Source organism: Candidatus Tumulicola sp. (genome assembly GCA_035601835.1).
Lineage (GTDB): Bacteria > Vulcanimicrobiota > Vulcanimicrobiia > Eremiobacterales > Eremiobacteraceae > DATNNM01.
Genome location: DATNNM010000009.1, coordinates 30,352 through 44,828 on the forward strand (window position 1 = coordinate 30,352; position 14,477 = coordinate 44,828).

The 14,477-nt window shown below is 59.6% G+C and carries 17 protein-coding genes; 3 read left to right on the forward strand and 14 right to left on the reverse strand.

What is annotated here, in order from left to right:
• Positions 1-227: 227 nt before the first annotated feature.
• The 12 genes from VN934_03540 to VN934_03595 all read right to left on the reverse strand — a co-directional run bounded on the left by VN934_03540 (position 228) and on the right by VN934_03595 (position 9,804).
• Complete coding sequence (locus VN934_03540) at positions 228-2,420, reverse strand: hypothetical protein (protein ID HXM17864.1); 2,193 nt, start codon at positions 2,418-2,420, stop codon at positions 228-230.
• Positions 2,421-2,621 carry a hypothetical protein gene (locus VN934_03545; protein HXM17865.1) on the reverse strand — a complete coding sequence of 67 codons (201 nt, stop codon included), beginning with the start codon at positions 2,619-2,621 and terminating at the stop codon, positions 2,421-2,423.
• Complete coding sequence (locus tag VN934_03550; GenBank protein HXM17866.1) at positions 2,618-2,749, reverse strand: hypothetical protein; 132 nt, start codon at positions 2,747-2,749, stop codon at positions 2,618-2,620. Before VN934_03550 ends, VN934_03545 begins: the two co-directional genes overlap by 4 nt.
• A 163-nt stretch (positions 2,750-2,912) precedes the next feature.
• On the reverse strand, positions 2,913-3,158 hold the full coding sequence (locus VN934_03555; GenBank protein HXM17867.1) for a hypothetical protein: 246 nt from the start codon (positions 3,156-3,158) through the stop codon (positions 2,913-2,915).
• A gap of 143 nt (positions 3,159-3,301) precedes the next feature.
• A complete protein-coding gene (locus VN934_03560) occupies positions 3,302-3,487 on the reverse strand; it encodes a hypothetical protein (GenBank protein ID HXM17868.1) in 186 nt (61 codons plus the stop codon).
• 147 nt (positions 3,488-3,634) lie between these two features.
• Positions 3,635-5,119, reverse strand: coding sequence for a phage terminase large subunit (gene terL / locus VN934_03565; protein ID HXM17869.1), 1,485 nt, complete (start codon positions 5,117-5,119; stop codon positions 3,635-3,637).
• 491 nt (positions 5,120-5,610) lie between these two features.
• Entirely contained in the window at positions 5,611-6,111 is a 501-nt protein-coding gene (locus tag VN934_03570; protein ID HXM17870.1) for a hypothetical protein, read from the reverse strand.
• A gap of 3 nt (positions 6,112-6,114) precedes the next feature.
• Positions 6,115-6,420: a hypothetical protein gene (locus VN934_03575; protein ID HXM17871.1), complete on the reverse strand. Its 306-nt coding sequence runs from the start codon at positions 6,418-6,420 to the stop codon at positions 6,115-6,117.
• A 19-nt stretch (positions 6,421-6,439) separates the two neighbouring features.
• Positions 6,440-7,174 carry a DUF1376 domain-containing protein gene (locus VN934_03580; GenBank protein HXM17872.1) on the reverse strand — a complete coding sequence of 245 codons (735 nt, stop codon included), beginning with the start codon at positions 7,172-7,174 and terminating at the stop codon, positions 6,440-6,442.
• Positions 7,175-7,905: 731 nt separating this feature from the next.
• Positions 7,906-8,361 carry a hypothetical protein gene (locus tag VN934_03585; protein HXM17873.1) on the reverse strand — a complete coding sequence of 152 codons (456 nt, stop codon included), beginning with the start codon at positions 8,359-8,361 and terminating at the stop codon, positions 7,906-7,908.
• A gap of 858 nt (positions 8,362-9,219) precedes the next feature.
• Positions 9,220-9,435 (reverse strand): hypothetical protein, encoded by a 216-nt coding sequence (locus tag VN934_03590; GenBank protein ID HXM17874.1) that lies wholly within the window; start codon positions 9,433-9,435, stop codon positions 9,220-9,222.
• A gap of 51 nt (positions 9,436-9,486) precedes the next feature.
• Positions 9,487-9,804 carry a hypothetical protein gene (locus VN934_03595; GenBank protein ID HXM17875.1) on the reverse strand — a complete coding sequence of 106 codons (318 nt, stop codon included), beginning with the start codon at positions 9,802-9,804 and terminating at the stop codon, positions 9,487-9,489.
• A 141-nt stretch (positions 9,805-9,945) separates the two neighbouring features.
• On the opposite strand from VN934_03595, the gene VN934_03600 reads away from it, so the two are divergent.
• Both VN934_03600 and VN934_03605 read left to right on the forward strand, forming a co-directional pair.
• A complete protein-coding gene (locus VN934_03600) occupies positions 9,946-10,416 on the forward strand; it encodes a DUF5615 family PIN-like protein (protein ID HXM17876.1) in 471 nt (156 codons plus the stop codon).
• Positions 10,417-11,247: 831 nt separating this feature from the next.
• Positions 11,248-11,838 carry a hypothetical protein gene (locus VN934_03605; protein HXM17877.1) on the forward strand — a complete coding sequence of 197 codons (591 nt, stop codon included), beginning with the start codon at positions 11,248-11,250 and terminating at the stop codon, positions 11,836-11,838.
• On the opposite strand, the gene VN934_03610 is transcribed toward VN934_03605, so the two are convergent.
• Positions 11,813-12,256 carry a hypothetical protein gene (locus VN934_03610; GenBank protein ID HXM17878.1) on the reverse strand — a complete coding sequence of 148 codons (444 nt, stop codon included), beginning with the start codon at positions 12,254-12,256 and terminating at the stop codon, positions 11,813-11,815. The genes VN934_03605 and VN934_03610 overlap by 26 nt on opposite strands.
• Before the next feature lie 464 nt (positions 12,257-12,720).
• Here VN934_03610 and VN934_03615 point away from each other — a divergent pair, with 464 nt between their 5' ends.
• Positions 12,721-13,149, forward strand: a complete 429-nt coding sequence (locus tag VN934_03615) for a hypothetical protein (protein HXM17879.1) — start codon at positions 12,721-12,723, stop codon at positions 13,147-13,149.
• A gap of 702 nt (positions 13,150-13,851) precedes the next feature.
• On the opposite strand, the gene VN934_03620 is transcribed toward VN934_03615, so the two are convergent.
• Positions 13,852-14,175 (reverse strand): hypothetical protein, encoded by a 324-nt coding sequence (locus VN934_03620; GenBank protein HXM17880.1) that lies wholly within the window; start codon positions 14,173-14,175, stop codon positions 13,852-13,854.
• Positions 14,176-14,477: the final 302 nt, after the last annotated feature.

Sequence of the window (14,477 nt, forward strand, 5' to 3'; positions counted from 1 at the left end):
GGATAATCGCCCTTTTTAACGTAGCGGCTTATCGCCCGGGTCGAGGAGGGCCGGCTTCTTTGCGGACCCGTGCAGGGAGATCATCGGATGATGCCTAGGGCCTGCATCAAGAAGCGCGCAGCCCGGCCGATAGACCACGCGACCGTGTACTTGACAACCGCGCAAGTGTACCCGAGATGCGCGAATGCCTGACGGACAAAGATCCCGCTAGCGTGGAGCTGATTCATCTAGAACCCGCTCGTTCCGCCGGCGAACAGCAGATTACCGATAGGACTGCGGCTTCCGGTGCTACTGGCACCAAACTTCCCGAACTTGACAAGGCTGTCGCTAATCGCTTTTTCCACACTGGCGGCGACGTCTTTTGGTTGGCTCACCGGACCGTTGAAAATCACCTCGACGTGGAATTGGCCCGGAAGCCCGGCGGTGTTCGCAAACCCTTTCGGAAGTTGCCAGCCGGTGAGGTGCGGCATTCCCTTGGCGAAGTCGCGTTGGTCCCAGCCATACTGAACCCAAGCCTGGGCCGCTTTCATATTTGCCCAGTTCGGTTTAGGCACGTTCGCCATGGCGTCATCGATCGCTTGACTGAGCAACGTCTGGCCAGCGGCAGATGTCAGCGGGTTGGCCAACAGCATCGCCGCGACCATGCCCTTCGGTGACGACGCACCTCGGATGGCCCCCATGCCCTGTTGGAACATGTACTGAAGGCCTTGCACCAGCAGACGCGCTGTCGCACCAATGCCGTAGGCGATCGTGTACTCGACCTTCGGCCAGCTCGCGAACCACCACTGTTTGACATGCGCGGAAATGTCGGGCAGATTCTTGGCGAGCGCGAGCAATCCGATGATGACGCCTACGGGTCCGAGGAGCCGCAGCAATCCTCCACCAGCCGCTCCGGCACCGCCGGCCGCGGCGCCCTCGGCCGCTGGCCCAAGTCCCCACGCCCAACTCATAGCGCCGAGAGCTGACTTGCCGCGGAATCCACTGGCCACGTTCGTCGCGTTGGCCGCAGTCGCGCGAGCCGAGGCCAAGGCGACGGTGTTGATCGAGCCCGCAAGCCGTAGCAACCAGATGGAAGCATAGGTAGCCGATCCGACCGCGGCTACAAGCGATGTCGTAAATGCGGCTATCGCCACATCCCTGTGCGTGGCGAAAAACACACCCAGGCGACCGAGCTGATCAGAGATCCTCTTCATGGGGGTGTGCAGATATTGCAGAACGGGGAGCGCCATCTGACCCAGGTCGGTTGCGATGTCAGTAGTGATGAGTTGCATGGTTCCCCGGAACGTGCTGCGCAGAACATTGCGCTGCGCCTCATCCAGGCCCTCCATTTGGCCCATGCGGGTCCACGTTCTCTGCTGTTGCTCCAAGGCTTCCGGCCTCATCATCGTCGCAACGAAGCGACCGCCTTGCATGCCGAACGTGTTGTAGATGTCCTTGAGGAGTTCTTTTCTCGGTAGCACGAGCGAGGCAGCAGCAACGATGTGGAGAATCTTCATCACATCCACGCTGCCGTCGGGCTTCATGAATTGGTCCGCGCCACCAATCGTCAGCCCGAGTGCTGCTTTGGCCTTATCGCGTGCGGCCTGCCGGTGCCCCGTGAGTTGCTGAACTCCGAGGGACTGCAAAATCGTGTTGGCCAGTCCGGTGCCGCCCTTACCGCGCAAGAGTCCGACTTGGCCCATCATGGTGAGCAACATCATCGTGTCTTTGATCGACACGCCGGCCACGCTGGCAAACGGTACGCCATAAGCAGACTGCGTCAGTACGCGATTCAGGCCCTCCGGTTGGACCTGCTGCATCTTGTATATCAGGTCCGTCATCGTTTTGATCTCGCCGGGCTGATACTTCGCGAAAAGATGGGCGATCTGCACGGCCATGGTTGATGCTTGAGCCGGATTCATACCGCGCGTGAGCTGCATGATATCGCCGAACTTGATCAGCGTTGTGCCGACCTCGGAATTCAGTTGCTTGAACGACATGCCGGCCTGAAGGACGGCCAGCATCTGCCCAGCGATCGTTGTAGCGCTTTGCGCGGTCGCGGCGGAAAGCGCCACCACTCGCGTGTTCATGTTGGCCATTTCGTCGCCGGTGGCACCGCTGGCCAACTGAATTTTTTTCAGGGCGAGTTCCAAATCAGCCGCGTTGTTGACGGCCGCCACGAGTCCGCCGCCGATTACCAAGGCACCGAGACCGGCCAACGCCCCCTTTGCCATCGTGGCGCCCCGAGCGATGTTCGAGAATGGGCCGGCGCCCTGCCAGCCAGCCGGTAAGGAGCGTCCCGTGAGGGCGATGTTCCGGTTGAGTCCGACGACTTGTCGGTTAAGGCCAGCGATCGCTGCGGCGTCGCGCGTCGCGGTGACGCCGAGGCTCGACATGGCTTTAAAAGCCACGGCCACCACAAATTCGCTGCCCGAAATCACTTATGCAACTCCTTCGTCGAGCGCGCGTCCGTTGCGGCGCAGTGCCGCGTCGATGCGTTCACGACGTTTCGTTGACAACCGATGCCCGGCGTGTTGGAAGCGCTCGAGGTTCTCCCGAGTCAGCACGACATCGCCTTTCCGCGCCCAACGCAAGGCTTGGGCGAAAAAATCGCCATACGGGCTCTCGGAATTTGGGCTCACGCTATCGCGCGAATTTCGCCGCCGGCGAGCTGGATATCGTAGGCGGTCGCGGGGTCATCGATGTGCTGGCCACGTTGGAACCGTATCGGCCCCGAGAACGCCGACGGGTAGGTAAATTCCTTGAGCACGATCCACTTCGTCGGCTTCCTGCCGGCGGCGAACTGCGCTTGGACATCTTCCGAGGCATGTCGAGCTCTTCCACGAAGGATTCCGGGGACCGCATTCGCGCGAGGACTCTTTGCACCGTTGCGCGGTTCATCATCTTTCGCGCTACGGGTTTGATTGTTGGCATTACCGTGCTCGCTTTCCGAGTGCTTCCCACTCCGCATCAAGGGCCTGAGAGTTCGTTTTGAATCGTTCAGAACGAAACAGCTGCGGCTTTCTAGCCTTGAGATCCGCGACCGCTTCCGCGGCGCCGTGGACCTCGCCGTGCTCGTCCATTGAAACCTTCGACCGCTCGATGAGAGCGATCATGTCGTGATCAACGAGCCCGGCTTCGATGGCCGCAGCTTTAATAGTTGCAAGAATGTAGTCCAAGAGTTAGTACCTCTTCAAAAAAGAATGGAGCTCTAGGGGGAACCTGTGTGACTCACCAGCCCGGCGACGTGAGTCGTCCAGAGGGTACGCTTAACTGACTCCTTACTTCGAAGGAGACCGAGATGTTAGGCCTTCAGTGGCCTCTAGATTTTGCGCTTGCCGTGCGAAGAGGCCGCGATGTGTCCTGCGCCGTTGGCGACGACTACGAGCGCGTCGCGGATGTCAGCGAGAACTTCGATCACGACCTTGTTGAAGATTCTGTCACCGGTGGTCGAGTCCTCAACTTCGTCAAGCAGGGCTTTCTTAAGTCGCATTTTGCCGTTGGACATGAAGTGAAACCTCCGTTCCAGGAGACTTCTTGAACCATACTCATCTTGCCGTCCATGCCGACTCGTAATCGGGCTCTTCGGCTCAATCGTGGGCGTCTGGACAACGGCATTGCCGCGCTCAAGCGCCCAGAGATTGCCGAGTAGCCCTTAGCGTCCGCCCGTCAAACCGACGATGCCCGGACCGCCGTAGTAGTCTGCGACGCTTTGAAGCTGTATTTGGGGACGCACGCGCTCCGGCAGCCAGTTGAGGGCCATGCTCGTTGTGTCAACCATGTCATCGTTTCGGCCGGCCGGGAAGCGAAGATGTTCGGAGATCCACTGCTCTAACCACGGTGCGCTCTTGGGAAGGTGAACTCGAGCAGCTTCGAAGTACGGAGTCGTAGCCACGGCGCGCGCGCCTTTGGATTGCGTTCTAACCTGGATCGGGATCACCGGAATCCCCGTATCGCGTTTCAATTCCGAGATCAGTGCGTACCCGGCCGCGGTCTCTTCAACGCACAGTGCGCTTGGCCTGAACTTGCTTTCGTAAAAAACGCGTCTTGCCACGTGCTTGAGGTCAGCGTATTGCACCTTGCCGCGCCAGACGTCGACTATGTAGTAATCGCGCCCGTTGGTGGCCCAGGTTGCGATCACCGACCAGTCATTTTGCACACCGGTCTTCCAGGCCGAGTCGCAGAATTGGACGACGAAAAGCCCGTCCGGCAAGCGATCGTATTCGAACCGCGGAGCGTTAGCGAACCACTCGCCCTTGAAGGTCAAACCGCTCTGCGGAGTCGGGTCGCATTGGTACTGCGCGTCGAATGCGCGCGTTCCCATCTCGACCTTCCTGCGTTCTAACTCCGCGCTCGACCAGCGGCCCGGCCACAGTGGTTCGCCCGACTTGCGCCCGAATGGGTCGCTTTCGTCATCAGTCGAAATTGCCGCAGCACGGAGCACCTTCCAGGCATCCGCATCAGGCGAATCGGCGATCCGGCCGAAGACGTCGGTCATGGACCAGCGCGTACCGATCAAGACGACGGCTCCTCCCGGCTCGAGCCGCGGCATCAAGACCTCGCTGAACCAGGTCCAGGTCGTGTTTTGCTCGCTCTCTGAGGACGCGTCATGCTCGATGTCGTCGCACACGATGAGGTTCCCGCGAAAGCCCGTGACCTTTCCCTCGACGCCGATCGCGTAGAGGCCACCGCGCCCTGGCGTGACCGTCCACTGTCCGACCGCCGTCGAATCCGCTGATAGCTTGACTTGGAACGGGAAGCGCGAATCCTCGAAGAGCAGGCGCGTCTCTCGGCTATTTCGCTCGACGAGCGCCGCGCTGTTCGCCGTGAAGATCCCCTTGCGCGTTGAATCCTTGCCGAGGTACCAAGCCGCGAACAATTGGAGCAAGCGCGACTTGCCGTGCCCCGGGGGCAGATTGATGATCAGTCGCTTGAGTACGCCCGACTCGACTGCCTCGAGCAGCTCAGCGATGCGAACGATGTGAGCCGGCGTTTGAAACTTGGAGTCCATGCGCCGACAAAAGGCGAGCAGATCGGTCTGGGCTGCGCGAAGCTCGATCATCTGTTGCGCCGCTGCGCGTGCCTTTGGGTTCGAGATGACGGCGCGCGCTCGCGCCGTAAGTTCGGGTTCAGATTTCAACCGGTAATCCTCGCGAGGCAAATTCAGAAAATTTTGGACCTTGCTCGAGGAGGGGGCACACCGCCTACCCGGGGCCTCATTTTGAGGTATACCCCCACCCCCTCTGACGTCGACGCCCGACTCTCCCGATCGACGCGGCTCACCAGGCGGCGAGTGGACCTGGCCGAGTTGCCCGGCTCGGAGCCGCCGCCTAAGGTTGCCGGCGTGGGTCCGGCTTTACGGTCGTTAGAAGGAAGAGACGGGGGTACAAGCTGCGGGTATTTCACTGCGCGGCCGCACCTCAAACCTTGATGAACACAGGGATTGCCTACATGGCAGCGCCTGGCTAACTGGCAAACGCGCATCATTCCGGCCTATCGCTCGAACATACGTTCGATGCGGATGGCCCTCCCTTGCGCTACCGAGGCCGCTGCGCGACGATTCCCCGTCCGGCTGTGGGGCACCGGGCCCGTCGCTTGAGCGCGCAAATCGGGCCCTTGCGCTTCGCGCGCTCAAGGCACGCTTTGCTCGACCAATTTCGTCCCCGGCAAGGCGCGCGTGCTCAGCTCGGCGGCCAGCGACTTCCAGTCCGCGGCATCGAGATCACCGATGAGCGCCAAGGTTCGAGCGTCGATCGCCACGTTCAAATTGCCGTGACCATCGCGCAATTGGCCGGTGAGCCTCGCTATGGCCAGCAGATTCTCACGCGATTCGCGGACCAATTTCGCTGCCGTGCCGCGATCTTTCTCGTCGATCGCCTGGCTCAGCAGCTCTTGCGTCGTCTGGGCCAACGCGCCAAGGCGATCTAGGATGCTTTCGGCGCCCTGCTCCTCGCGTGCCGTTTGCGCCCGAGCGAGCCGGGGGCCCAGATGGCTATCCCTGTGCCGCAGCACGGCGGCCGAGGTCAGCCCGTTCTTCTTCGCTATGCTCCGAATTGAATCGTTATTTGCTGCGATTGCGGCGTCGATGGACTTTCTCTCGATATGGTCGCAGACCGAGCAGCGTCGGGGCAACGCTTACTCCGCGTCCGGCCGCGCCCACGGCAGCTCATTGTCTCCGGGCGCAAATGTCAGCTTGGCCACCTCGGCTACGATCGCGTCGACCTGATCAAGGAGTGCGACATCTTCGGCGCGAGGAAGATTCCATTTGCCCAGCCGCGCGCGCTGCAACCACGCTCGAAGCACCCAATCTAGGTCCAGGCCGGCGCGTCGAAAGTGATAGAGCGCCGCATGCGCGTTGCCCGGAAGGCCATTCTCTGCCATTAGGTCCCGGATGAACGAGCCACGCAGGATTTCGGCTTTTTCGGCATGGGAAAAGCTCATGCTCCCACCTCTCGGCCCATCATGCGAGATCCTCAAGGCGCGCGTCGCGGACGGACGGCGGATCCCAGCTGCGGTACTTCACCTCGCGGCGTGACCCATTGGGGCGTACCGGCAGGTCGTACTTTCCCTTGATCGCCGCCACCAAGTAGGCGGCCCGATTCTCAATCTTGGATCGTTTCGGAAGAAATTCAAGTTGGCGCCGGCACTCTAAGGGATCCTCACGCGCCAACCGCTCAGCTGTCGGCCCGTCAACGCCGTCTGATACCAAGTCGCCCTTGATTTTTTCAAACTCAGCAGCAGCCTCGTCGCCTTCTTGTTGCTGCTCTTTTTCTGACTCTGTTTTTGCTCTGCTCTGCTTCTGTTCGCCATCTACACCTCTAATAGCTGAGCCACCCGCGTTGGAAATGGCTGAGCCATTTTGGCCTGCGTGGCTGCCCCATTTACCCTTGGCGCCCTTCTTACCAGACGCTTTGCGTTCTTGGTGACGCGCTGCCATGTCGGCGCGCTCGTCTTCTTGGCGAGCGTTTCTGAGCATGGTGTCGGAGCCTCGCTGGAACATCGCGGCTACGGCCGGCCAGGCCGCCGAGACTTCATCGATTGGGCGGCGAATCGCCAAGGCCACCTCTGCGGAATCATCGGGAATTGCGCCGTGTCGCCAAGAGTAACACAACATGTCGAAGTACAGCCCGCGCTCCGCGAGGCTCATTTTCATGACGGGCGGATCGTCCGTCCAGTCGCTGGTGTAAAATTTCATGTATGGGGCTCGAGTTTGGCTCATGAATTGTGTCCGCTGAGCAGACGCTCGACCTCGCAGCGCGAGATCCGAATCGCCCGGCCGAACCGGAGCGCTCTGACTGTGCCAGCTGTGCCGGCGGCGATGTCTTCGTATAGCCGTGCCGGGCTTACGCGCAGGAGTGCGGCGGCCTCTGAAATCCGAAGGAAGTCGGGCGCATCAGACACTCTCGCCGCTGTCTTAGCCATATGGTTGAACCACCGTTTTGTAGATCGAGAAAAAGAGATGACCCGCCCCCAGGAGAGCGGGTCACTGTGACGCGGAAAGGGCGCACACCGCTACCGCCGGGGTGCCGTTACGGCGGAATCTTGAGACGGATCCCTCGGCGCGCTGCGCCATTCGACGTCGGGCGTCAAGAGGCGGATTTCGGGGCGCCGGCCGTCGCGTTCTGAACCATGCGGTTCGTCTAGATTCACATGACGATCAGTGCTCCTGGGTCGAATAATCAGACTCATATCTCAAACCTCCGCTATTTCTGCACACACAGCCAGGTCGCGCCACTGATGCCCTAGGACGGCTACAAACCGCTCTCGGGCTTCGGGACTTGGCTCGTACTTAAGCAACTCGATCCTGCTGATCAGAGACTGGCTCACACCCACACGTAGAGCGAGTTGCATCTGGCTGAGGCCTAGGGCTTCGCGCACGAGACGCAACATCGTCACGGGTGGAGTTTCTGACGCGCTCATCAACATCTATCCTGTTACCCCATTATAGCAAATGGGGGGTGTTATTTCGTCAGCGCCGCCGTTGACGGCATGCTCATGCCGCGGCAACCGCGAAAGCGGATGAACTGCCAGGTCGCGCTGGCACAGCCGTCCTAGGATGTAGTCGTTCTTCCCGGGGTAGGGCATCACCACGCCGGACTTGCGCCTCGGATCGCGGTTCCCGTCATTGTTGGGGCGCATCAGCCCGACTGTTTCGGGATCGACGTAGTCGTGTCGGCGCCGCTCGGCTGCAAGTAGTCGCGCTTTGCGAGCTGCCGACGCTTCGTCTGCCGTTCTGAAGCGCCATGCGCTGTTCTTCACCTTGAGCAGGCACTCGTTCACAGCGGCCTGCACCGCTTCACCGATATGTCCCAGCGCGTCAAATTCATGACTGAGTACACCGAACACGACCGGTCCGCCGAGGCGTTCGACGTACTGAAGCAACTCTGTGACGGCCTCGGGAACAACGAGCCAATTGCCTCGGCCGATATTTCCGAAGTCGGCCGTTGCCCACCCAAATCTCGTGGGCAATGCGTGTCTGGAAAATCGATACTTTGTAGAGCACCCTTCACAGCGAATCAGAAAGGCTCGGCCTTCAAAGACTAGTCGCCAGGGCGGTTTGAGCAAACCGAAACCCATCAAGCGCTTGCAGCCAGCGCAAACAAACGCATTAAGCGCCGCAAGACCCACCCGAATGCGCGACCAGCGATCGGCTCTGCGCTGGGAAACGCACGAGTCCAGGCTCCCCCAAAGCCTGAGAGTTGTCTCGAGTGTTTGGTCGGGTCTTGTCATGAGTTCTAAACGATGCCGGAATGCGATATCTAAAAACCGATTCGGCTGACCTAGGCGCATGGGCTTCAGCTCCGGAGAGCCGCCGTAAACGAAAAACCAGCGGCTAACTCGCCACTGGCCTCACCGGCTTGACCGGAGTATCGCCCCACCCTCGCTCACCGGCTTGACCGGGGTATCGCGGAGGGTGACGGCCCCGGCATGAAGGGACCGTTTTACCGTCGGTTACGCCACGTCAGGTTCACCCGATCTCCCCTGGGGTTGATCGCTCATCGTTCACCGGCTAGACCGGCGTGTCGCGACGAGTTTCGGTGGCGCTCCCTTGGTCAATTCTATTTTAGCACAATGCGTCAAGGGGTTCCCAGAATGTTCTCTCTGGATCACGCGCGCGCGCCGGCGCGGCTCCGCTTTTTGGGCTACATGACAGGACGTACGCCGGCCGCCCCGTTGTTTCATTGTGCATGCCTGTGGACAAATATGAGTCCACGAATAAGATGGCCCGGCGCCGGTGCTTCATGCCTGGCGGGCGTCGATGAACTCTTCGAACTCCTCGTCGGTCTTGAAAACGCGACCCTCGATCAACGGCAGTTGAAGCTGGCCATGGATACGCCTGTAGTGCTGCGCGAAGGCGCTAGGGTTTGGCCAAAAGCGTTCTGCAGAGTCGACGTCGCAACGGTCGCAGATGATCAGACCTATTTCGTCGATCGAACAGCCGCGTGCCCTCGTCATCGTTTCTGCCTCAGGTCGCGGCCGGCTAGGTTGACCGGCGTAAGCAAACTATTATCGCGCTAGCCTGGCCCGGTGAAACGCCGCGGTACCCATGACCCACTTCATCGAGGTCGGGTCGTCTGCGCGCAGCTCGTCCGTCCACAACGCGGCTTCGAGATGAAGCCCGAACTGCCGCACGACTTCCCGAGCCGGGGCGCTGGCTAGTAGACGCTCGTTGATCGCTTTCAGGACCGGCAACGAAACACAGATGGCGTCTCTGGCGCGCGCCACTCCGCCATTGGGGTCGGCTTCCCCGCCCATCGCACAGTGAATGCGCAGGAGTTCGCCGCCGGCGTACAGCCCTCGCTCATGAACTGCTTGATCCAACATGATGTCGCTTCCGCCTCCGTGTCTACTATTTTTCTCGGGTCGGATAAATCGGTCCTTGTCGCGCAATCCTTTGCGGACTCGCGAGGGCGGTAGGGTGTCGCACAAGGAGTCGTTTACGATGCTGTCGCGAAAGAGGGAACAGTGGCCAACTTTCTGATCGACAACTGCTGTAACCATCTCGCCGAAGCGTTCCGAGGACATCGGATGTTCCGGTTGCATGATGTCGGCCTGCAGGAAACGGCCGGGGACGAGCAGATCGCGGAGGCGGCGAGCAACCGGGAAGCGATCATTGTCACGGAGAACAAGAAAGACTTCACTAGGATCATGCGTGAACGTGCATCACGGAGCGGCGGCCCGAAACTTGATTGTCGCGACGGGCGTGGTGTACTACGTGTCTCGAACGGCGCGCGACATATCGACCTACTGGACATAGCGCGCCGTATGAAGTTGAACGGCATTCTTGTAGATTGGGAGGACGTCGGCGATTACAATCTTTGTGTGAACGTTGGGCGCGATCCGCGGACCGTTTCGAGCACGCCGATGGCCCGATGCGCCACCTGCCTCCGGCAGCAGAGCGCATGGCCGCGAGCGCGCGAGTTGGGCTTGATCTAGCCCGCGACCTCGCTTTTGCGGTGCGCTACGTTGGAGGATCATTTGGGAGGAGACTTGCTTTGGCTGACATTGACAAACTACACAACACCATGGCGCGACTGCTTTTCGTTCGCATCGGCAACGATGTTACCCTCAGATTTCGCTCAGGCCAAGAAGTCGTCGGCCGAATTGAAAGAGTTGACGATGAGATGGTCGTGTTGAGGGGTATGGGGGTCTATCGGGTCGAGGAGGTTGCAGGAGTAGAGCCATAGCTCGCGCGCGGACAAAGCCCACAAAAGTTGAGTTCCGTTCCTACCGGGTCTCGACCGAAGAACGAAAGATCGCTCTAGCATGCCTAGACGCGTCGGGTATCAAAGTCGCTCAGGAGCCCGAGGCCGACATCATTCGAGAGTCGGGGGGCGAATCGGCGGCGACCTTCATGCTCCAGTGGGTTGCGGGTCACGGCTTAGATGTGCTAGCCGATTTCCTAGGTGCCCGAGTACTTAAAGCTATAGGTAAAATCCGAGACTCATTCCGAAAGCGCGCACCTCTGATTCAACTGATGCTTCAGGACGATCAAGGCTGGTGGATAGTATATCAGGTGCCGAGGGAGGAGCTAGAGGAAGCACTAAAGGCAATTCCGACTGACTTTTTCGCTGAACCAATCACTAATCTAAGGGACAACCGCTTTTGGGAAGGTGGCCGGTGGCTGTCGGCTCATAAGCATCTTGTCGCTAGAGACCCGAGTTACGGAGAATATTTCAAGCGGCTCGTCGCGAGTCGTTCGAAGAAGAACGTCAAGGCGAGCGCAAAAAAGAGCACAGGTCGCGGCCCGCGGCGCCGGAAACGATAATGGAACCGGCGGACACCGACGTGTCGAAAGACCAGCCGCCTAAAGAAGTTGCTAACGTCTGGGTCCCTTTTCGATACGAGTTCTTGCTAGAGGGTTTTCGTCGTGGCTCCGAGTTGCTGATGGACGCAGTCAACGACGGCAGCGCTGACGCGAGTGTGATCGTCTACCCGCTGGGCTACCTGAGCCGACACCGCCTGGAACTAATGATGAAAGTCGCGCTTGGTACCGGACGATTGCTGGGCCACGAAGTGCCTGACGACCTGTTCCGCAGCCATTCGCTAGCTCGACTATGGGCTGAGACCAAGAACGTGGTGGCGGCTTATTGCTCAGAAGAAGAATCCGGTGCGGACGAAGCCGATCCAATCATCCAGCGCATGCATGAGTTCGACCCGGATTCCCAGCATTTTCGGTACGTGCGCACAAACAGGGGTGATCCCACGCTCGCAGGTATTCCCAAGATTGACTTGACGCAACTGTCCGAGGACGCGAAGCGCGCCGAAGAAGTGCTAACCGGGATTACCGACTACCTTCGCACTGCCTTGCATGAGAAGCGTCGCACCCAAGTTACCAGCTCGGGTGACCTTGTTTGATGTGCGCGAGGTCGATCTCGGCGTCGTTGCGATCAAAACCTTTCAGATGTTGCAGGTCGCGAACGAACATCTCGTAGGCGACCCTGTCCGAGAGCCGATCGTAAATGTAACCCTCGTGCGCGTAACGCGCCTCGATGGCGTAGTAGCCATAGTCGCTTTCGTAGCTGCCACCCGCGCAACTGGCCTGGAGGCCGCTTGCCTTTCCCATGTTCTGGCGCGCGGACTCCCACGCAGCATTCGCCTTGGCATTGACCGGCGCGTTGCCGTAGTCCATGGCCTCAACGAAGTGATCCAGCGCGAACCCAACAGCGTCCAGGCGTGCCCCTAGCGACGGGCAGTCGGCGTAAGCGGGATGGGATCGTGCAATCACCAGCGCCACGATAAGCGCACTCGTGGTCACTATTTTTGTCGCGTTCAAATCGCGTACCCCAATCATCCGGCGTCTCTGGGTTGGCTGATCGGTATTTCGCGGCCAGCCCTTCTTCTTCTGCCTCTCTACCTCGGCGTTGACGATGCTTGAGGTGGCGAGGCAATCGGCTGAGTTGAGGGCGAAGCCGGCTCGTTCGACGGTCCTGGCGCGGCGCTACTAACGCCCGCAGTAGGCGTTGGACTTGGGGCGCTTCCGGTCGATTCAGGAGGCGGCAAGGTCACGACCGGGGATGGAGTCCACCACGGTGGTCGGTTGATTGACCCCTTTGCGTGAGGGATTGGGGAAGGTCTTGTCCGACCGGCATTGCGGGGAGTGGATGAGACCACAACGGCAGGGTGGCCGTAGACTGTTTGACCCGCCGGACCCTGCTCCGTAATCTGCGGGGTTGCGATGGGCTTTGTAACTAGCTGCCGATTGAATTCGTATCTTGCACTGACACCTTGCCCGACCCAATGAACGATCAGAAAAAGTACTCCAATCCCTATTCCCATTGCCTCGAAGAGAAGCGGCCGGCCTGTTGGGATGAGCGGAGGGGGCGCATTCCGACGCGGGCCAACCTGTTGCATGAGTCGCGCATATGCGCCACCATCGAACAACTCCACGCCCGTTGCCCGCGCGGCTTTCTGCGCGTCAGCGGAAAAGCCCGACGTGCAAATGACTACTGCCCGGTTGCACCTGTAGATCGCCTTGGCCGTGTATGCCTGCTGAACCGCGTCGTTGCCGATCGTCGAGGACCACTGCTTGCATTGAATGGCTATTCGGTCTGCACCGCTTTCCGCGATGACGTCGGCACCACCGTCACGACTCGCGCGGGTTATCTTTGTACTGTACCCGAGTCGACGGAACGTCTCGGCGACGTGGGTTTCGAACGTCGGGCCTGATAGGGTCTTAAGATCCCTGACGCGCTCCCACAACCGGCGGGTGGACGCCTGGCGCCAAGCCATGACGCTGCCATACATGAGCGCTACGACAATGACCGTTATGCCGGCGGCGTCACCAACCGGAGAAATAATCACGCGAAGAAGCAGCCAGAGGAAGAACACGCCGATTACGATCGCAATCAACGCGTTGGTCGAGTTGGCGCTCTTACGTCTGGGCATGCTCTCTTTCTGCCACTAGGGCCAGGATAAGCGTTGCGAGCGCTACTGGATCGCCCGCGAGTCCCTCAAGCACTCTTCCCCCCTACCAAATCTCACATCCGAGGATCGATCTTCTCCTAAGTCGTAGTGTTGCACTACTGCGTTGGCTTTTCTGTTGTTGCCGTGCTCGCAGATGACGGGCCTCGAACCGGCGATCCTCAGCTTTGGGAGTTCGCTCAACCGACGTACGCCTAAACACATTGATATTCGCCCATCAGGCTACAGTTTGGCTACAGTTGGGATGGCAATTCAGTGCCTGATGCCGAGGCTGGGCTTCACCTAAGGATACTAAAGTAACCCGCGCAAAAGTCCGCTTTGCCCTCGCCCTACTTCCTGGCCGACCGGGCCTAACGCTTGACGTGTTGGCGCGACGCATGAAGTGATGCACGAACGACGCATCCAGACCTTTGATGAGTCCGTGTCCGATCCACGGAGAGGCGTGGTTTACAAACCCGCCTTGATAACCTGACTCAAGAGTTTAGCGTTGGTCGCCTGCCTCCAATCGCCAGATCCGGTCCTTTCAAATACGTAACTCTTTGTCCGGGTAGCAAAGACTGGACCGAGTCCAATGGTGGCCTGGGCCTTGATAATGCAAAGATCGAGAACCGATTTTTCTAGCAAGGGTCGTACCCGAACGAAGATTTCGTCGGCACCTTGCGAAGCCTGGTGCTCAAAGTCCCCATTTTTCACACGGGGGCGGAACCAAATCACCAAGACACGCTTTTTGACGGCACCAACGTAGCCCTTCCACATCCCTGTGATGCCCATGGGGCTCTCTTCACCCTGCCGCGGCATTTGGATGCCACCGGGTGCATCATGCCGGCATCCCAGAGCCGCGCACACGAAGACCAGGACAAGCATTTTAGTTTGGAGGTATTGAGTTCTCACTGCTCTCCGTTCACCGCTCGAGGAATTTGAGGTGAACCCCGAATAACGATAGGAGGGTCGCGACACCAAAAACAAGCAATACGCTACCGACAATCATGGTGCCCACAAGGAAGACCGCGGATTCCATGTAGCGCACATATTCGCGACTCACACCAAATGGCCTCATCGCTGCGAATCTTAGG